Source organism: Olsenella sp. Marseille-P4559 (assembly GCF_900605015.1).
Classification (GTDB): domain Bacteria; phylum Actinomycetota; class Coriobacteriia; order Coriobacteriales; family Atopobiaceae; genus Tractidigestivibacter.
On sequence record NZ_LR027574.1, the window covers coordinates 195,182 to 212,014 of the forward strand.

General features: G+C 63.7%; 15 protein-coding genes, 2 tRNA genes, 1 other RNA gene and 2 pseudogenes. 10 read left to right on the top strand and 10 right to left on the bottom strand.

Going from position 1 to position 16,833, the window contains the following annotated elements; all coding sequences use genetic code 11:
- Positions 1-94 precede the first annotated feature (94 nt).
- The 3 genes and pseudogenes from E0E00_RS07075 to E0E00_RS15385 form a co-directional block, all read right to left on the bottom strand.
- A complete protein-coding gene (locus tag E0E00_RS07075; protein WP_130811844.1) occupies positions 95-424 on the bottom strand; it encodes a hypothetical protein in 330 nt (109 codons plus the stop codon).
- A gap of 414 nt (positions 425-838) precedes the next feature.
- Positions 839-1,381: a VaFE repeat-containing surface-anchored protein gene (locus E0E00_RS15380; RefSeq protein ID WP_242622250.1), complete on the bottom strand. Its 543-nt coding sequence runs from the start codon at positions 1,379-1,381 to the stop codon at positions 839-841.
- Positions 1,367-1,816 (bottom strand): annotated as a pseudogene (locus E0E00_RS15385) (VaFE repeat-containing surface-anchored protein); the annotation flags it as partial. The pseudogene E0E00_RS15385 and the gene E0E00_RS15380, both read right to left, overlap by 15 nt.
- Before the next feature lie 896 nt (positions 1,817-2,712).
- Between E0E00_RS15385 and E0E00_RS07090 the strand changes: the two are divergent.
- Both E0E00_RS07090 and E0E00_RS07095 read left to right on the top strand, forming a co-directional pair.
- Positions 2,713-2,913, top strand: coding sequence for a hypothetical protein (locus tag E0E00_RS07090; protein WP_130811847.1), 201 nt, complete (start codon positions 2,713-2,715; stop codon positions 2,911-2,913).
- Positions 2,910-3,197 (top strand): hypothetical protein, encoded by a 288-nt coding sequence (locus E0E00_RS07095; RefSeq protein ID WP_130811848.1) that lies wholly within the window; start codon positions 2,910-2,912, stop codon positions 3,195-3,197. Before E0E00_RS07090 ends, E0E00_RS07095 begins: the two co-directional genes overlap by 4 nt.
- 274 nt (positions 3,198-3,471) lie before the next feature.
- Here the strand turns inward: E0E00_RS07095 and E0E00_RS07100 are convergent, their stop codons facing one another.
- Positions 3,472-4,422 (bottom strand): TIGR03915 family putative DNA repair protein, encoded by a 951-nt coding sequence (locus tag E0E00_RS07100; RefSeq protein ID WP_130811849.1) that lies wholly within the window; start codon positions 4,420-4,422, stop codon positions 3,472-3,474.
- Positions 4,358-5,743, bottom strand: coding sequence for a putative DNA modification/repair radical SAM protein (locus E0E00_RS07105; RefSeq protein ID WP_130811850.1), 1,386 nt, complete (start codon positions 5,741-5,743; stop codon positions 4,358-4,360). The genes E0E00_RS07100 and E0E00_RS07105 overlap by 65 nt, the downstream gene beginning before the upstream one ends.
- 330 nt (positions 5,744-6,073) lie before the next feature.
- On the opposite strand from E0E00_RS07105, the pseudogene E0E00_RS15190 reads away from it, so the two are divergent.
- The 3 genes and pseudogenes from E0E00_RS15190 to E0E00_RS07115 form a co-directional block, all read left to right on the top strand.
- Positions 6,074-6,190: pseudogene (locus E0E00_RS15190) on the top strand (hypothetical protein); the annotation flags it as partial.
- Positions 6,191-6,426: 236 nt separating this feature from the next.
- On the top strand, positions 6,427-7,260 hold the full coding sequence (locus E0E00_RS07110; RefSeq protein ID WP_371683384.1) for an ammonium transporter: 834 nt from the start codon (positions 6,427-6,429) through the stop codon (positions 7,258-7,260).
- 9 nt (positions 7,261-7,269) lie between these two features.
- Complete coding sequence (locus E0E00_RS07115; RefSeq protein ID WP_130811851.1) at positions 7,270-7,524, top strand: P-II family nitrogen regulator; 255 nt, start codon at positions 7,270-7,272, stop codon at positions 7,522-7,524.
- Here the strand turns inward: E0E00_RS07115 and rnpB are convergent.
- An RNA gene (gene rnpB / locus E0E00_RS07120) (RNase P RNA component class A) lies at positions 7,525-7,886 on the bottom strand.
- Positions 7,887-8,498: 612 nt separating this feature from the next.
- Here rnpB and E0E00_RS07125 point away from each other — a divergent pair.
- Positions 8,499-9,038 carry a PTS glucose transporter subunit IIA gene (locus tag E0E00_RS07125; protein ID WP_165443603.1) on the top strand — a complete coding sequence of 180 codons (540 nt, stop codon included), beginning with the start codon at positions 8,499-8,501 and terminating at the stop codon, positions 9,036-9,038.
- Positions 9,038-9,691 carry a YigZ family protein gene (locus tag E0E00_RS07130; protein ID WP_130811853.1) on the top strand — a complete coding sequence of 218 codons (654 nt, stop codon included), beginning with the start codon at positions 9,038-9,040 and terminating at the stop codon, positions 9,689-9,691. The genes E0E00_RS07125 and E0E00_RS07130 overlap by 1 nt, the downstream gene beginning before the upstream one ends.
- Before the next feature lie 88 nt (positions 9,692-9,779).
- Here the strand turns inward: E0E00_RS07130 and E0E00_RS07135 are convergent, their stop codons facing one another.
- The 3 genes from E0E00_RS07135 to E0E00_RS07145 are packed head-to-tail and all read right to left on the bottom strand — an operon-like array spanning position 9,780 to position 13,275.
- Entirely contained in the window at positions 9,780-10,427 is a 648-nt protein-coding gene (locus E0E00_RS07135) for an HAD family phosphatase (RefSeq protein WP_130811854.1), read from the bottom strand.
- An 8-nt stretch (positions 10,428-10,435) separates the two neighbouring features.
- Complete coding sequence (locus tag E0E00_RS07140) at positions 10,436-11,911, bottom strand: aminopeptidase C (RefSeq protein WP_130811855.1); 1,476 nt, start codon at positions 11,909-11,911, stop codon at positions 10,436-10,438.
- Positions 11,912-11,925: 14 nt separating this feature from the next.
- Complete coding sequence (locus E0E00_RS07145; RefSeq protein WP_130811856.1) at positions 11,926-13,275, bottom strand: aminopeptidase C; 1,350 nt, start codon at positions 13,273-13,275, stop codon at positions 11,926-11,928.
- Positions 13,276-13,437: 162 nt separating this feature from the next.
- On the opposite strand from E0E00_RS07145, the gene E0E00_RS07150 reads away from it, so the two are divergent.
- The 3 genes from E0E00_RS07150 (at position 13,438) to E0E00_RS07160 (ending at position 15,123) form a co-directional block, all read left to right on the top strand.
- Positions 13,438-14,871: a CCA tRNA nucleotidyltransferase gene (locus tag E0E00_RS07150; protein ID WP_130811857.1), complete on the top strand. Its 1,434-nt coding sequence runs from the start codon at positions 13,438-13,440 to the stop codon at positions 14,869-14,871.
- A gap of 79 nt (positions 14,872-14,950) precedes the next feature.
- Positions 14,951-15,024: transfer RNA gene (locus E0E00_RS07155), tRNA-Gln, on the top strand.
- 22 nt (positions 15,025-15,046) lie between these two features.
- Positions 15,047-15,123: transfer RNA gene (locus E0E00_RS07160), tRNA-Glu, on the top strand.
- A 63-nt stretch (positions 15,124-15,186) separates the two neighbouring features.
- Here the strand turns inward: E0E00_RS07160 and sdaAA are convergent.
- The gene (gene sdaAA / locus E0E00_RS07165) at positions 15,187-16,824 is read right to left on the bottom strand and encodes an L-serine ammonia-lyase, iron-sulfur-dependent, subunit alpha (protein WP_130811858.1); all 1,638 of its coding nucleotides are present in this window, start codon (positions 16,822-16,824) and stop codon (positions 15,187-15,189) included.
- Between the last annotated feature and the right edge of the window lie 9 nt (positions 16,825-16,833).

Below are 16,833 nucleotides of genomic sequence, written 5' to 3' on the forward strand. Positions count from 1 at the left end.
GGCCACCGGGTGGCAACTGCCTAGGGTTGCCGGGCGGTGGCGCGCCGCCCATGCTGGCGCCGATGGCGACGGGGGCGCCCCTAGGGGTTAGGGCTCACCCCGCCACCAACACCGTGACCGTCCGCGTGTCCGGGTGGAAGGGCCGCCCGTTGCAGATGACGAGGACGAGCGTGCGGGTGGCCGACGAGGCGAGCCCTTGGTACCCCTCTGCCCGCGCCGTCGAGTTGTCGCAGGCCCAGGCGAGCCAGTCGCGCATCCCCTCGGGCCCCGCGAAGGACGTGTGTTGCCAGTCGGGGTCGTCCTGGTGGACCGAGGCGGAGCACGGGGGGCGGAAGCTTGTCGCTCCCGCGGGCGTCGCCCAGGATGCGTCGCCGATGGCGTCGAAGGCACCCTGCTCGTAGGCATCCGAGAGGTCGTGGAACATATAGGACAGGCGTTCCAGAAGTCGCGGTAGAGGTAGCGGTCAGGGTCGTCCGGGCTTGACTGCACGACGGGGACATCCACCGAGGTGCCCGAGACGGCGAGCCACGCGATGGCGTCAGAGTTCTCCGCTTCGAGCGAGGCCCAGCCGATGCCGCCTGCACCCACGTTGACCTGGCTGGCATTCCCGGCCATCCCGTTGGGCCCGTACTCCTCGGCGAGCGCACGGACGCCCTCGCCTGCCCCCGCGTCACGAGCGAGCATCCAGGCACCCGCACCTACGAGCAATGCCGCCATGACGGCGAGCGCGACGGATGCAGGGGAGGTCCTCTTTCCCATTTCGTATCCCCTTGGGAACGAGGGGGAGGCGACGCTCGCGTCGCCTCCCCCAGACCTTGGACGGCTGTCTTACGCGCACCTACTCGGCATTGTCGTGGCGGCGCACCCTGCGGAGGGCGTAGGCCCCGGTGGAGAGGCCGGCTGCGACGAGGCCGAGGGCGATGGGGTCCTGGCCCGTGTTGGGCAGGCGCTCGCCCGTGGCCGGTGGGGTCTTGACCTCGACGGTCTGGTCCTCGTCGGTGATGTCGGCGTGCGTGGCCACGCGGACGCCTGCGGTCGAGAGTTCCTCGAAGGCGACGACCTTGCGGCCGACGAGACCTGAGGCGTCGAACGTGAACTCGAGGTCCACGTAGCCGTCGGCGGCCTCGGGGGTGAAGGTCTTGGATGCTGCCACCTTGTTGCCGCTGGCGTCGGAGAGGACACCTGCATCGGTGCCGTCATCTGCGACCAGGCGGAGCGTACCGTCGACGGTGTACTCCTTGCCGGGCACGAGGTTCGTGCACTCGACCTGGTCGACGACGGTCTGGGTCTTGGCGGCCTCGACCTGGTGGTCGCCGTCCGCCTTGTCGGAGGCCGTGGTCTCGACCTTGGGGAAGGTGACGGTCTGGTCCTCGTCGGCCACGTCGGCGTGGACCGCCACGCGGCGGCCGCCCTGGATGCCCTCCTCGAAGGCCACGACCTTTCTGCCAGCTAGGCCTTCGGGGGGTGGGGAACGTGAAGGTCACGTCCACGGTGCCCTCGGACGCCTCGAGGGTGAAGGTCGCGGTGGCTGTGCCCCCCTTGCCGTCGGCGCGTCGGTCGCGATGCCGGCATCGGTGACGTCCGCGGAGACGTAGTGGAGCGTGCCCGTGGCAGCGTAGGTGGTGCCGGCCTTGAGGCCCTTGTAGGAAATCGTGTCGGTGAGCGTCACGGTCTCGGGGGTGGCGTCGGACTCGTGGCCCGCGTCTCCCTGGAGCGTGGTGCGGACCTCGGGGACCTCGACGGTCTGGCCCACGTCGGTCAGGTCCTCGTGCGAGGCGAGGAGGTCCTCGCTGTCATAGAGCCTCTCGAAGGCGACGAGCCTCTTGCCCCGAGGGCGGTGGTGTCGACGACGAAGGAGACGTCGGTGGCTCCTGTGGAGAGGCCGGCCGTCCGCTAAAGGTCTGTCCCACCCTCGGGGTGGCGAGAGCCTCGTCGGCGCAGTAGGTGACTACGCCGTTGGCGTCGACGAACCTGTGCGAGGGTGTCATGCCCGTGCCTGAGGAGTATGCCTCGACGTCCGCGACCGTCACCGAGCCGGGCACGGGGGTGGCGGCGTATGCCGAGACCGGCGCGAGTGCGGTCCCGAGGAGGTCGAGTACCTGGCTCACGACGAGGAGCGCCGAGAGGGCGAATGCCCTGAGGCGGCCGATGAGGCCTCCCGTGCCTTCCGTTCCTTATACGGGGGCCACGCAGCTCCACTGGTCTTCTTCATCCAAGGCTCCTTTCAAGGTGGAAGCTGAAACATGCCTTGGATTCTGTTTTGGAGCAGTGTCAATCTGACTGGTAATCAAACGGCTCCAGGATGCCTTTGCTGCGGTGCAGGAGACGGCCAAGGTCGCGCAGGTGCTGTACGCCTAGGAGCGCAGCAAGGCGATTGGGTCTGCCGAGCAGAAGAGCCGGTGGCGGAGGCTGCGGGAGGTCTGGCGCAGCTGACCCTCGGTGACGTGTCGTCACGTCATAATCCCCGTCGCCGGGGCAAGATGTAGGAAGCGTACGTACAAACTCCACTTCAGTGGAGTTTGTACGTACGCTTCCTACATCTTGCATACCGTTGGGGGTGGTGCGACGCCGCGCTGCTCCCGATGGGCTTTGCTTGTCGTGGTTTTGTATCCTTAAAATGGTATACTTTCGATATGACGAAAGGGGTGTGATGGAGCCGGAGATTCACCCGAACGCCCTGAAGCACCTGAGCCGCGGGGAGGTGCTTCAGGCATGGGGGTCGGTGACGAAGAGCATCATGCGCCAGAGCCCTCAGGAGCCTCCCAGATGGCTCATGGTCGGCTGGCTGACGGGAGGGACGTTGAGCTGATAGCGGTCGAGACGGTCTCTGGTTGGCTCGTGATACACGCCATGACGCCCGTGCAGAGGAAGTCTGCGATGGAGATAGAGGCTACCGAAAGGAGGTTGCGATGAGCGGGAGGAAGTGGGCCGCGGCCAACGGCCAGGAGATAACCGAAGAGATGATTGACGGCTGGTGCGACGCCTACGAGCGTGGGGAGTTCCCGGAGGGCGAGCGCACCATGGGCGGCGTCGTGCACGGGCGCCCCCCGCTCTCGACCGAGGGGACGGCGGTCATCTCGATCAAGGTTCCGGTCGGTATGAAGCGGGCGGTCGAGCGTGAGGCCAAGAGCGCGGGCATGAGCACGAGCGCGTACGCCCGCGCCGCCCTGGCCGACAAGCTGCTTGGGGTCGGATAGGGAAGAGGTGCGGGCGCATGGCGCGTGATGACGGGGCCGTGATGGTCTCTGTGGAGCTGTCTGGGGAGACGGCACGGGTGGCGTCCGAGCAGGCAGCGAGGGCGGGGTGAGCCTCGGTGAGTACGTGTGCGGCCTCGTGGCCGAGGAGGTCGAGCGCAGGAGGCCGTGGCGCTTCGAGAGAGTCCTTCGGGATCAGCGAGAGGAGCCATGACGGACTTGGACAGGCGAGGGCCACACCGTGACGGCCTACGTGTCAAGATCACCAGGCAGCTACTCAAGGCTTGGGGTTAAGCTCCGGCAGGCCGTGCCAGAAGCGCTTGGGCATCCAGGCGGCTTGCAGGTCATAACCACGACTGGCAGCTCCCCGGCCAGGAAGTTCCATTGCCCGGTAGAAGCGCTGCCAGAGCGCTTGGACAAGCTGCTCGCGCTCGTCGGCCTCGTTCACGCGCGATGCGAGGGTGGCCGCAGTGTCTTCATCGAGCCCCACTACGGCGCAGGCAGTGGCTTCCGGCTCATGGAAGATGGCCACCAGGTGCCTGGGATCCACAATCACAAAGCGATCCTCTCGCATGCGACGAGAAAAGTGAACCCCCACGAGCGGCAACGTGTTCTCGGCGGGCTCGAAGACAGAGACAAAGGTGCCGTCGGGAATCTTGACGAAGCGGACAAACTGCCGCGTGTGCTCGCACTCCGTCGAGACGCGCTGTACCAGGCTGGCAAATGCAATCGCCTCAGGTGCAGCGACGTCCTCATAGAGGCGCTTGCCCATCGAGAAGCCCAGTCTCATGTAGCGATGGACCACTTCCGGCATGCCGGGCTCGTCCGCGGCGCAGGCGAGAACAACTCGCCTTGAGCAGGACCTGCCACACTTCTCCTCGAAGCCGGCAAACACCCGCCGTGCCAGCGCGACCACGGTCCCATCCCTATCGTCCCCAAGGGTCACGACCTTCTCGCCAAGCCGTGGCTGCGCTTCATTGACGGCAACCAACCGAATGCGGCATGGATCAGCGTGCGCGAGGTAGGTCACGCCCACAGCGGCAAGTACTGACTCTGTGGTGCGCTCGCAACATACGACAACGGCCTGCCCTTGCCCCAGCGCTGCCGAGACCTCGCGTGCCGCGCAATCTGTGACATTGGGGGCAATCTCTGGAACACATGACCTAGAAGAGGCTGAGCTGCCCCTCTGCCTGACGTCTGGTTGTGTTGTACTTGCTTCCTGCGGCATCGCTCACCACCTTCTGGCGAATGAGTTCCGGATCGAGAGGCGCGGTTAGATCGCGCTTGCCTCTGCAGGTCACAAAGAATCGCGCCCGCTTGAGCGCAACTCCAAGCCCGCGTAGGTCATCGAAGGAGAGGTGTCGCGCTCGCCGTGCCGCAAGGATGCGCCGTGACCCAACCGGACCAATGCCGGGAACGCGCAGCAGCGTTTCAAGCGAGGCATCCATGATCTCAATGGGGAAGGCGTTCATGTGGGCGAGTGCCCAGGCAAGCTTTGGGTCAACGTCGAGGTCGAGCCACGGATGGCTGGGCGTTGCAAGCTCATCAGGCGCGAAGGCGTAATAGCGCATGAGCCAGTCTGCCTGGTAGAGCCGATGCTCCCTGCGCAGTGGCACAGGCGTCTCACGGTCTGGCAGACGGCTGTCTTCGACCATGGGCATGTATGCCGAGAAGAAAATGCGCTTGAGCCCGTAGTGGTCGTACAGGGACTTCGAGAGCTGCAGGATGTGGTTGTCGTCCTCGGGAGATGCCCCTACGATGATCTGTGTGGACTGTCCGGCGGGTGCAAATGTGCGAAGGGCGTTGGGCACGGCGCTCGCGGGCCTGCCAAGTGTGTAACGGGAACCAGCCGAAGTGACGCGCATGCCCTCGGAAGCCGGACCCGAGATTCCCCTTCGCCTCCTCGCGAGTGCCTTTTTCCCGGCAGGGGAGTCGAGCAGTGCCTGCTCTTCCGTATGACGCGTAGTGGCAATCTGAGCCATGGGTGCCATGACGGAGTGCGCGTCCTTGTCAGGACAAAGCGTTGCAAGCGACGTCCTGCTGGGAAGCTCCAGGTTCACAGAAAGCCTGTCGGCAAAGCGTCCCAGACGGTCGACAAGCTCGGTAGACGTACCGGGTATCACCTTGGCATGGACATAGCCGTTAAAGCGCAGCTCTCCGCGAAGTGCCTCCAGGCAGGCAATCATGCGCTCTGTGGTGTTGTCTGGGTTGCCTAGGACCGCCGATGAGAGGAACAGCCCCTCAATGTAGTTGCGCTTGTAGAAGTCGACCGTGAGCTCCGCAAGCTCGCGTGGCTCAAACGTGGCTCTAGGGCAGCTGGCCCCGCGACGGTTGACGCAGTAGGCACAGTCATAGCTGCAGGCATTTGACATGAGCACCTTGAGCAGGGTGATGCAACGTCCGTCTGCCGAGAAGGAATGGCAGAGCCCGCTCGCACACGCATCGCCCACCATACCCTCACGTGGTCCGCGCGTAACGCCAGAGGAGGTGCAGGCGGCATCAAAGCGTGCGGCCTCAGCGAGAATTCCGAGCTTGGTGAGCCTGTCCATCGCATCCTCCTCACGTGCCGTAATATGAGAACTAATGTTCTGTCAAGTCTATACCACATGTCTAAACAGTACAAGTGTTCTTATATCTGTCCCTTTAACGTGTCCTCGCTGTTTTAGGCTTTCCGTCATCACTCGTAACCCATCTGGGTCTACAAGGCAACTCGTCTGACACAAGATGACAAAGCCCATATTGGATGCTGACAAGCGGCGGCCCTCGCGGGGCGGGTTGCCACCAGACATCCGCGCCTCCGCCGTTTGTTGCCGACTGGGGGAGACATGAGTGGCGCAGACACCTCTTTCGTGCTGATCTGCTCAGCATTTGTTCTGTTCATGACGCCTGGCCTCGCGTTTTTCTATGGCGGCCTCGGCCGCAGGAAGAACGTTGTCAACAACATCTTGGCGTCCCTCTTCATTGTAGGGCTCGAGATTGTGCTCTGGTTGACCGTGGGGTTCTCGCTTTCGTTTGGTCCGGACCACGCGGGCATCGTTGGTGGCTTGGACTACCTCTTCATGGGAGGCGTGAGCGAGACCGTGGCTGGCCCCCTATGCGTCGACCATCCCATTTTTGGTGTTCGCTCTCTTCCAGATGATGTTTGCCATCATTACGCCTGCCCTCATTACGGGTGCGGTGGCCGGTCGCATGCGCCTCAAGGCGCTCCCTCTTCGTGCTGGTCTGGAGCTTCTTGGTCTACTATCCAATTGCCCACATGGTGTGGGGTCAGGAAGGACTTCTCGCCGCGCTGGGCTCCGTCGACTTTGCTGGAGGCAACGTTGTGCACATTAGCTCGGGAGTCTCGGCACTTGTTCTCTGCCTGGCTCTCGGCCGTCGCAGCGGATTTGCAAACGTTAACTATCGCGTCCACAACATCCCACTCGTGGCGATAGGGGCAACGGTACTGCTCTTTGGGTGGTTTGGGTTCAACACCGGGTCCGCCCTCGCTGCCGACGGGCTTGCCGTGCACGCCTTTGCCACCACCGCGCTTGCCGCCGCCTCTGCCGAGCTGGGATGGATGCTCATGGACGTGATTTTCGATCGCAAGCCTACGCTTGTGGGCGCCTGCACAGGGCTTGTCGTTGGTCTTGTGGCCATCACCCCAGGATGCGGCTACGTACCCTTGGGGGCCGCGATGCCCATCGGGCTTGTCGGCAGCGTCATATGCTATTTCACCTGCTCAAGGATGAAGGCGCGCTTTGGATGCGATGACGCGCTTGATGCTTTTGGATGTCACGGAATCGGCGGCGTATGGGGAGGCATTGCCACGGGGATCTTTGCGAGCAAGGCCGTCAACCCCAACCTAAGCTGGGACGGCCTTATCTATGGTGACGTAAGGCTCCTTGGGGTGCAGCTTGCCTCCACCGTGCTTGTTGCCGTTGTGGGTACGCTTGCTTGCATCCTCATCGTCCGCGCGCTTTGCGGTGGGGCCATCCGCGTGAGCGAGCGTGAGGAGCGAGAGGGACTTAATCTCACCCAACACGGCGAGAGGGCATACCCCTCCTTTATGGGCCTTGACGATTAGGGAGACAGCATGTTCAAAGTAGAAGCAATCGTGCGCGAGGAACGCATGGAGGACGTGAAGGACGCTCTGCGCGAGATTGACGTACGTGGCATTACGGTGAGTCAGGTCATGGGGTGCGGTACGCAGCTTGGGTTTAAGCACCACGTGCGCGGCAGCGAGACAACCATGAACATGCTGCCCAAGGCTAAGTTCGAGATTGTCGTGTCCAATAAGGACTGGGCTGAGAAGACCGTGGATGCCATTGTTCGCGCCGACCGAGCATAGGTGCGAAGTGGGCCTATGAGCCGGGTTCTGTCGAGGACGATCATTTATCTACGAGTGTCGTTACCGACACCCTCTAGCGCGCAACCCGAGCGCGGTGCGGGCCACACCATAGCGCTCCTATTTGCGTTTGCTCCGGAAGGGGCTTGCCAAGCCGCCGTGTTGCCACGACGCTGGTGGTCTCTTACACTACCGTTTCAGCTTTTCTCTCACCCGCCAAGGCGGGCAGCGGGAGTCTTCTTTTCTGCGGCGCTTTCCGTCGGGTCACCCCGCCTGGCCGTTAGCCAGCTTCCTGCCCTGTGGAGCCCGGACTTTCCTCATGGCTTGCGGTATACCGCAGGCCCCGCGATCGTCTGGCCCACTTCGCAGGGGAGATTCTAGCACGACGATGGCTGTGCTGGCACGCTTGCGCTTGGCGCGGCGGGACTGGTACACGAAGCGGCTACAATCCTGGGTCGCTTTCACGAATTGACGGTTGGTGGCAGTTTGCGGCGAATCCTTTATATGAAACCGCTGCAGTCGTAAATCCCTGACCTGCGGCTGATCAATGTTCAAACCGGTTGATACTTGGGGCAACCCTGTAAAACTGCCACCAACCGCAAGAACGCGCCATCCGGCGCCCCCATGCGCAGCAAGGCCCCATCCAGACGGCACCTAGGAGCCTCCGGTTCCCGCCGAATGGCACAGATTTGCGGTTGGTGGCAGTTTTTGGTGGCATCCCCGAGTAGCAAGTCATTCGAGTTTTGATGGTTCGCAGGTCAGCGAATTGGCACCAGGCAAACCACACATCAAGAATTTGCCACAAACTGCCACCAACCGTCAATTCGTGACGGGGCCAATCCCGAGGGACGTCTCGGGCTACAATCTGGTGTATGTGACGACGCTGGATGGGCCGAGCTTGCTACCACTACAATGACTGGGTATGTCTGCGCTCGGTACTTCTGCTTGATGGGCTTATGCCCAAGGGGGTCATTTACATGGGAATCTTTGACAGACTCTCGCGCGGGAGGTGCGCCTCGGCAGAGGATTTACCTCGCGCGGTGGTGTGCATGGCGGAGCCTGGCTGCGTCCTTTCTCCCGTTGATGGCGTGGCGGTACCGCTCTTGGAGGTCCCAGACCCCGTCTTTGCGCAGGGGATGCTTGGACCTGGCATGGCAGTCAAGCCCTCCGGGAATGTCATATATGCACCGGTCACGGGAACCGTTACGGCAGCTGTTGACACGGGGCATGCACTTGGCATTACGTCTGACGAGGGCATGGAGGTCCTAGTTCACGCAGGCATCGACACCGTCGAGATGCGCGGCGAAGGATTTCACGTGCTGGTCGAGAAAGGCAACCATGTTTCGGCAGGTATGCCGCTCATCACCTTCGATTACGAGAAGATTCGTGCCGCTGGGCATGATGACATCGTTATGGTCTCTGTGACCAATGCCTCTGGCGATGTCCTGCCAGCAGCCGTGTCTGGCGCTGACGTTCGTGCGGGCGAACCCCTCTTTAGATTTGGGGCGAAGGCGTGATGCCGGGGGAGTCTTCTCGGCCTGGCTATTTCACTCTTGCAAAGGGCATCGAGGTTACAGGCGAGTTTGAGGACCGTCGGAGCCGTTTCATCGCACAACTTGCACACGTGTCCGGCGAGGCCGAGGCAAACGCCTTTATCAAAAAGGCCCGCTCGCGCCACCATGACGCACGCCATAACGTGCCAGCATGGGTACTCGAGGACGGGCGGGAGCGATGCTCCGACGACGGCGAGCCAAGCCGTACGGCTGGCATGCCCACGCTTGAGGTGCTTCATGGTGCCGGCCTCAAGGACGTCTGCTGTGTGGTGACTCGCTACTTTGGCGGTACGCTTTTGGGCCCCGGTGGACTGGTGCGTGCCTACACGGCAGCAACGCAGGAAGCGGTTGAGGCGGCCCATGCCTTGGGCAGCGTGGTTGAGATGACGCTCGTAACGAGCGTGGTGGTGCAAATTCCCTATTCTGCCTATGACCGCATCACGTGCATGGTGGCAGATGCCGGCGGGCGTGTGCGCGATTCCGTCTTTGCCGAGGACGTGCAGCTTACCTGCACGTTTCATGCGGGGGACGAGGAGGCGTTTGTGGCTGCGGCAACCGACTTCGCCAACGGGGACGACATCTGCAGCGTGGGAGAGCCTCGTTTCGCTGAGTTCTAGGACAAACCACGACCCCCACATGCAATTGCACATGTGGGGTCGTGAGGTCGAGCATGGGGTTGCCCTTGCGTTGTCGTGGTTGCTGTTGCTAGAAGTTCATGCCAAGGTCTTCGAGGTAGCCTACCAGTCCGGCTGCACCCTGGAAGAGGTGGGCATGCATGCCCGCTGCCTCTGCCCCACGGGTGTTGTCGGCATTGTCATCCACAAAAACGCAGCCTGCGGGGTCAAGTCCATAACGCTCGCAGAGCAGGAGATAGATGGCGGGATCGGGCTTCATAAGGTGCTCGAAGGCCGAGACTACCCAGCCGTCCATAACGGGGAAGGAAGGGATGCGCTCCTTGGCGCGCCAGAATCTGAGACCGGCATTGGAAAGGAGGTAGCAGCCATAGCCTGCGGCATGCAGACGCCCCACAACTTCATTTGTCTCCACAATGGCGGGCTGATGCTCCTGCCAATGGCCGAGGGCCTCGTGGAGGTTGGTCCACAGACGCTCAGGCAGGCGCGCCTGCGCCATGCGCTCTATCGTTGGCTCGCTAATCACGCCGGCATCGAGCAGAGGCCAGGCAGAACTCGAGAAGAGTGCCGCATTGAGCGCTGCGGCATCCTCTTCGCTCGAGGTGTAGAAGCGAGAGAAGAGCAGGCCATCAAAGCGGAGAAGCACGCCGCCCATGTCGAAGATGACGTTTCTCACGGGTGTGTCTACCTGGTGCGCAGTGGTGTCGAGAGTGGCTCCCATGAGGCCTCCTACCTGCAGGTGCATACGCCAAGTGCGACGGCGACGCCGTCCCACGGCTCCACGTCGACAGCTTTGGCCTTGTCCCAAAGCTCGAGTACGTCTTCTGGTACGAACTTGCGCATGACCGTCACGGCGCCACCGTAGGTGCGGAACCAGTCGGCACTCATGTAGAGGTAGCCGTCCTTGCAGGAGTCCTTGCCCCAGCTGTTCTCGACACGCCATGCCACGGGCTTGCCAGCCTCGTCGAACTCCACGCCCTGGAAGGTCATGGCGTGGGTGAGGGATGTCTCGCGCACGTCGAGCATGTCCTCGCGGTCCATCTTGAGGTCCATGCCAAAGAGCCCCTCGAGGTCGAGGCCATCGGTCGCCAACACGCCAGGGAAGTCGGCGATGTGACGCGGGAACTCCTGCATGACGTCGGCATCCATGCCGACGGGCACGCCAGCCCTGAGGCTTGCGATGGCCGCCTGCTCGAGCACCTCTTGGGGCATGTTGAGGAAGCGGTTGGGGGTGCCGCCCACCATGGGCTCCTCGAGGAGCACGTGCCATGCCGTCTTCCAGGGGCGCGAAGCTCCCGGCATGCAGACCAGCTGCACGTAGTCGTTAGGGTCGAAGGGCACGTAGCGCTCGGCAAACTCGCGAGGGGTGATGCCGGCGTCGCGAAGGAGCATGCGGGCCTCCTTCTCGGCGTCCTTGGTGTCTGCGGCGTCGGCGTCGTTGGCGCTCTTGGAGGCGTCCTCGGGCAGGATTGGCGTGAGCTTTGCGGTGTCTGCCTTGGCCTTCTTGCCCACCTTGACCTCAAGGTCAAAGGTCGCGGGTGGCTCGCCCAGGCATATGGAGAGCATGCGGTAGACGCCTGCCATGCAGGCGTCCTTCTTGGCCGCAAGCCCTTCGGCGCTGGCGCCCTTACGGTGTGCGCGGCGAATCTCAGCGGCCGTACGACGCAGCAGGCGGTTAAGCTGGGCATCCATCTCGGCGGAGCTCTTGGAGCAGGCCGTCTCGGGCATCACGTCCTTGGGCACGAGGCCCCACTTGGCGATAAGGTCCATGGCCTCAAAGTAGTAGCCGCCGTCGCTCATGCCCCATTCGAGCACGTGGTCAAGCTCACGGTCGTTGTCGGGGCGGTCGACCAGCGCAATCACGTGGTCGAGCATGGCGTTGGCCTTCTCGAGCTTGTCATAGAACATGCCAAATGCCTGCGAGAACTCGAAGGAGTCCACGTCGAGCAGGTCCATGGTTGCCGCGCGGGCAACGTTGTAGGCCGAGAACATCCAGCAGCGGCCGCTCTGGCGCTGGTTGGTAACGTCACCGGTACGCTTGATCGAGACGCCGTAGGTGTCGTGGTAGGCGCGCATGCGTGTGTAGTCACGTGCAGCGGCCATCACGTTCATGGAAGTGACGGCGTTTCTCGCCACGCGGTTGGCCCGCTCGGTCGAGAAGGCCGCGCCCTGTTCGCACGCCCAATCAATGCCAACGCTTCCCATATCGTCTCCTTGTCTCACGCCAGCGAGCCCATGGGGTCCCAGGGGGCAAGCACCGTGGGCTCCTCGGTCTCGTAGGTGTGGCGCTCGTCCTCGGTGAGATACTTCTTGTCAACGACGACCTGGTAGACATACTCGTCAAACCACGCATCGGAGAGCGTGTCAAAGCCGTCGCGGCCGTGATCCTTGCCCCAGGAGTTCTCGACCTTCCAAAGTTCGGGCTTGCCGTCGGCATCCAGGCGCACGCCCTCGAGCACCATGGCGTGGGTCATGAGGCTCTCGCCATAGTCGAGACGCTCGGCCTTGTCCATGTTGCCCTCAACGGGGAAGCCAAAGAGCGCATCCACGTCGAGTGCGGCGGTGTCCATGATGCCCTCGTCACGCAGGTAGCTCTGGGCAACGTCGCAACCAAACCACACGGGCAGGTTGTCCTTGAGCTGGGCGATAGCCACGCGCTTGAGCTCCTCCGGCGGGAGGTTGAGGTAGCGCACGCCGTGGTCTTCCCACACGTTGCCCAGGCGGCTCACCGCATAGGTGTGGCCAAAGGGCTTGTCGGCCGTGGGGGCGCTGATCAAAGAGACGTAGGCGTCCACGTCCATGTCAACGGCAGTCGCGAAGAACTCCTTGGGTGTGAACGTGCCCGCAAGCGCAAGCCCGCCATCCTTGTCGCGCAGGCGCACGGGGAAGCTTGCGGGAGGCTCGCCCAGGCAGGTGACCAAGAGACGGTAGACCTCGTCCATCATCTCCTTCTTCATGGCGTGCAGGTCGTTGGCCCCGACGCCGGCCTCGTGGCTCTGACGCAGGCGCTTGGCGGCGCCACGCAGGTAGCGGGTGAGGTAGCGGTCCATATCAGCGGTGTTCCTCGAACAGGCGGTCTCGGGCATGGCCTCCTTGGGCACCACACCGTACTTCTTCACGAGGCTCCTGAACATGTCCCACTGCCCGCCGTCACCGATGGGGTCGGTGAGCAGGAACGACACCAGGCGGCCGTCGAGCGGCTCGTCAAGCGTGTCGAGAATGTTCTCGAGGAGCCAGTTGCTCTTCTCGAGCTTGTCCCAGAAGAGGGGATAGGCCTGCGAGAACTCGAAGGTCTTGAGGTTGTACTTCTTGATGACGCGATAGCGCATGGTATTGAGGCTCGCGAACATCCAGCAGCGCCCGGAGTGCTCCTGGTCGCATCTTTCGCCCTGGGTGACCTCAATGTCAAAGCCCAGCGCGTTGGCGGCGACGCCCTCGGGGCGGCGTGCTGCCGAGCGGATGCCATTGGCAGTGACGGCGTTCTTTGCAACAGCGTTCACACGCTCGGCCGAGAAGCTCTCGTGCGAGGCGGCAAGGTCGTCAGCAGTGATGCTGGTCAAATCGTCCATGTTTTCCTCCCTGTTCCGATTGGGTTTCCTAATTGATACCGTTTGGAAGCATACCACGTGGTACCCGGGCGGCCTTGTGGCAGGTCCGGTGCATCCCTCCTGCACGAGCGCGCTATACTTCGGTTCACGGGAAGAGCGGCGCTTGGAGCAGGGAGGGTGTGCATGCCGGTAGTGCGAGACGTGCCTGCATACCCCGTGCCCGGCTACGGCCTGCGCGTCCTTGGCGCTCTCGAAGATGCGGGCTTCGAGGCGTGGGTGGTTGGCGGCTGGGTGCGTGACGCCCTTCTCGACGTGCCCATGCACGACGTGGACGTGACGACCTCTGCCCCCTGGCAGGAAACCGAGCACATCCTAGCCGCTGCAGGCATGGAGGTGCACGAGACGGGCACTGCTCACGGCACCGTGACCGCCGTGGTCGAGGGGCTGCCCGTCGAGGTGACCACCTATCGTGTCGAGAGTGCCTACTCCGACCGCCGCCACCCCGATGAGGTGCGCTTTGTTCACGACGTGCGAGAGGACCTTGCCCGTCGTGACTTTACGGTGAATGCCATGGCATATCACCCGGAGCGTGGGCTTCTCGACCTCTTTGGCGGGCGAGAGGACCTTGCATGTGGCGTGGTGCGCGCGGTGGGAGACCCGTACCGGCGCTTCGACGAGGACGCCCTGCGCGTTCTGCGCGCGGTGCGCTTTGCCTGCAGGCTGGGGTTTGACGTTGAGCCCCGCACGCAGGCGGCGCTTGTGGCGTGCGCCCCAGAGCTCGAAGGCATCGCACGCGAGCGCGTGGGCCAGGAGATGGACGGTGTTGTGTCGTCCGGTCGCGTGTCTTGGGCGCTTCGGCACGAGTTCGACGTGGTGGCGCGTGCCGTGCCAGCACTCATGCCCATGAGGGGTCTAAACCAGCACAGCTCCTATCACGCGTATGACCTTTTGGAGCATACCGCTAGGGTGTGCGCGGGAGTCGAGGCGTTTGCCGGCGGCGTGCCCACGCAGGCGCTGCGGTGGGCTGCGCTCCTGCATGATGCAGGCAAGCCCATGTGCGTGTCCATTGACGAGAATGGCCACGGGCACTTTCGCGGCCATCAGCGCGTGGGGGCGGACATCTGTCGGGACGTCCTTCTCGGCCTGGCGCTTCCCCATGAGGTGGCCAACAGGGCGACGGCTCTTGTGAGGTATCACGACCGGCATCTCTCGGCAACGTCTGCGGGAGTGCGCCGGCTGCTGAGAAGGCTTGACCGGGCGTGCCCTGGCGAGGCACCCTCTCTGGCATTCCAGCTTTTGGATTTGCAGCGGGGTGACGCTTTGGGCAAGACGCGCGCCTGTGCCCAACGTGCGGTGGAACTCGATACGTTTGAGGCGGCGCTTGCGGCCGAGCTTGCGAGAGGGATGACGTTTCGTGTGCGCGACCTTGCCGTTGGCGGGGGAGATGTCATGCGTGCGCTTGGGATTGGGCCGGGGCCGGAAGTGGGTCATGCCCTCACGACGCTTCTCGACGATGTCGTGCACGACAGGGTGGAAAACGACCGTGACGCCCTGCTCGCATGGCTCGTTGCACACCCCTGCGACACATCCGCACTGCACCCCTCCAATCCCGCCTAAAAAATTGAGATTGATGCTTGCAATGGCTGGGGGTATGCCGTAAAGTATCTTCTCGCGTTGAGACAGGACAGACATTAATTGGGATGTCGTCTAGCGGTAGGACAGCGGATTCTGGTTCCGTCAACGGGAGTTCGATTCTCTCCATCCCAGCCACTGTCCCCGTACAACCGAATACGGCCCGTTCGTCTAGCGGCCTAGGACGCCGCCCTCTCAAGGCGGAGATCAGCAGTTCGAATCTGCTACGGGCTACCAAGGATCCGCAGGTCCTCGGCATAGCCGGTGGCCTGCTTTTGTGTGCGCATCTCGTGCGTCTCGTCACCCCTGCCCGCAGCCGCCGCCGCAGCCGCAGCGCCCGCCACGTGCGGTGGGTGTCGCCGCAAGTCCGCCTTCGGCGGTCTCGCGCAGCGTAGGCGGAAGCGCCGCCCCAACGGCCGCCATGGCGTCAACGACCTCGTCAAAGGGGATGGGGCACGCCACGCCCGAGAGCGCCAGCTGTGCGGAGCTCATGGCGCACGCCACGCCCATCGCGTTTCTCACCTGGCAGGGGAACTCGACCATGCCGCCCACGGGGTCACAGACCAACCCCAGCGTGTTCGAGATGGCCAGCGACGCCGCATCCAGGCACTGGGCTGGCGTCCCGCCGAGAAGCTCCACCAGCGCGCTTGCGGCCATGGCCGCCGCCGTGCCCACCTCCGCCTGGCATCCGCCCTCGGCACCCGCTACCGTCGCGTTGGTCGAGACAATCGCGCCCACGGCTGCGGAGTTCCAGAGTGCGCGCCTCACGGCGGCGTCCTCGGCACCCGTCGCCTCTGCGCAGGCGAGAAGGGCCCCGGGCACGACCCCGGCGCTTCCGGCTGTGGGAGCTGCCACGATGACGCCCATCGTGGACGAGCGCTCCAGCGTTGCCATCGCGAACGCCGTCGCCCGCGTGAGCGTCGTTCCCATGAGCGCATCCGCGAGGGCTCTGCCGTCCGCGAGGCTCTCGCCTCTCGCAAGGCCCGCACCGCCGTTCGCCACGCGCGCGGCCTGGCCGCCGAGGAGGCCTCCCAGCGACGGCTTTGGCTTCGTGAGGGCCTCGGTCGTCTCGCTACGCATGACCTCGAGCACGTGCGCCATGGCAGCATCGGTCGCCGCCGTGCCATCGGCACCGCCCTCCAGCTCCACCTCTCGGGCGCGCATGAGCTCGCCTATCGAGAGCTGCCGAGCACCGCAGGCGGCAAGGAGCTGCTCGCCGCTCGCAAACGAGAGGCCCGGCTCCACCGGAGCGTTCGTGCTGGCCGTACCAGGGATGTCTACCTGTGAGGCAAACCTCACGCTCTCGGTTGCGCCCAGCAGCTCGAGAAGGTGCGCTTCCACAGGCTCGTCGACCTCGAAGATGGTGTATGCCTTGCCGCCGCGCTCCTGCCTAAACGTGCTCATGGTGGCGATATTCACGTTTGCCGAGGAAAGCGCCTGCGTGAGGGCCGCAAGCACGCCGGGGAGGTCCCTGTGCTCCACGAAGACGGTGGGCATGTCGCCTGCGATGCTTACCTGGACGCCCTCGATGCTGCTCACGCGAGCGCGTCCGCCCCCAAGCGACTCGCCCGTGACCGAGATGGACGCACCACCTTCGCACGCCATGTGGATCTCAACGGTGTTGGGGTGAAGGCCCTCGTCCCTGCCGCCTTCGGTGATGGAGAACTCAAGCCCTGCCTCACGGGCAAGCTCGAAGGATCGCCGCACACGGATGTCGCTCGGGCCAAGGCCGAGGATGCCCGCGACAAGCGCCCGGTCGGTCCCGTGGCCAGCGTGCGTGCGCGAGAACGAGTTGTACAGGACAAAGTCCACACGCTCGATGGATGCGGGCGCAAGCGAGCGAGCCACGAGGGCAATCCTCAGGGCGCCAGCGGTGTGCGAGGAGGAAGGGCCCACCATAATGGGGCCGAGCACCTCAAACGCCGACATCGTGACCATCTCTGCCCC

What these genes read in the sequence shown, in the direction of transcription:
- E0E00_RS07090 (WP_130811847.1), top strand. Translation starts at nt 2,713, where the DNA reads ATGGGGGTCGGTGACGAAGAGCATCATGCGCCAGAGCCCTCAGGAGCC.
- E0E00_RS07115 (WP_130811851.1), top strand. Translation starts at nt 7,270, where the DNA reads ATGTTCAAAGTAGAAGCAATCGTGCGCGAGGAACGCATGGAGGACGTG.
- E0E00_RS07095 (WP_130811848.1), top strand. Translation starts at nt 2,910, where the DNA reads ATGAGCGGGAGGAAGTGGGCCGCGGCCAACGGCCAGGAGATAACCGAA.
- E0E00_RS07075 (WP_130811844.1), bottom strand. Translation starts at nt 424, where the DNA reads ATGTTCCACGACCTCTCGGATGCCTACGAGCAGGGTGCCTTCGACGCC.
- E0E00_RS07140 (WP_130811855.1), bottom strand. Translation starts at nt 11,911, where the DNA reads ATGGGAAGCGTTGGCATTGATTGGGCGTGCGAACAGGGCGCGGCCTTC.
- E0E00_RS07130 (WP_130811853.1), top strand. Translation starts at nt 9,038, where the DNA reads ATGCCGGGGGAGTCTTCTCGGCCTGGCTATTTCACTCTTGCAAAGGGC.
- E0E00_RS07125 (WP_165443603.1), top strand. Translation starts at nt 8,499, where the DNA reads ATGGGAATCTTTGACAGACTCTCGCGCGGGAGGTGCGCCTCGGCAGAG.
- E0E00_RS07105 (WP_130811850.1), bottom strand. Translation starts at nt 5,743, where the DNA reads ATGGACAGGCTCACCAAGCTCGGAATTCTCGCTGAGGCCGCACGCTTT.
- E0E00_RS07145 (WP_130811856.1), bottom strand. Translation starts at nt 13,275, where the DNA reads ATGGACGATTTGACCAGCATCACTGCTGACGACCTTGCCGCCTCGCAC.
- E0E00_RS07135 (WP_130811854.1), bottom strand. Translation starts at nt 10,427, where the DNA reads ATGGGAGCCACTCTCGACACCACTGCGCACCAGGTAGACACACCCGTG.
- E0E00_RS07150 (WP_130811857.1), top strand. Translation starts at nt 13,438, where the DNA reads ATGCCGGTAGTGCGAGACGTGCCTGCATACCCCGTGCCCGGCTACGGC.
- sdaAA (WP_130811858.1), bottom strand. Translation starts at nt 16,824, where the DNA reads ATGGTCACGATGTCGGCGTTTGAGGTGCTCGGCCCCATTATGGTGGGC.
- E0E00_RS07100 (WP_130811849.1), bottom strand. Translation starts at nt 4,422, where the DNA reads ATGCCGCAGGAAGCAAGTACAACACAACCAGACGTCAGGCAGAGGGGC.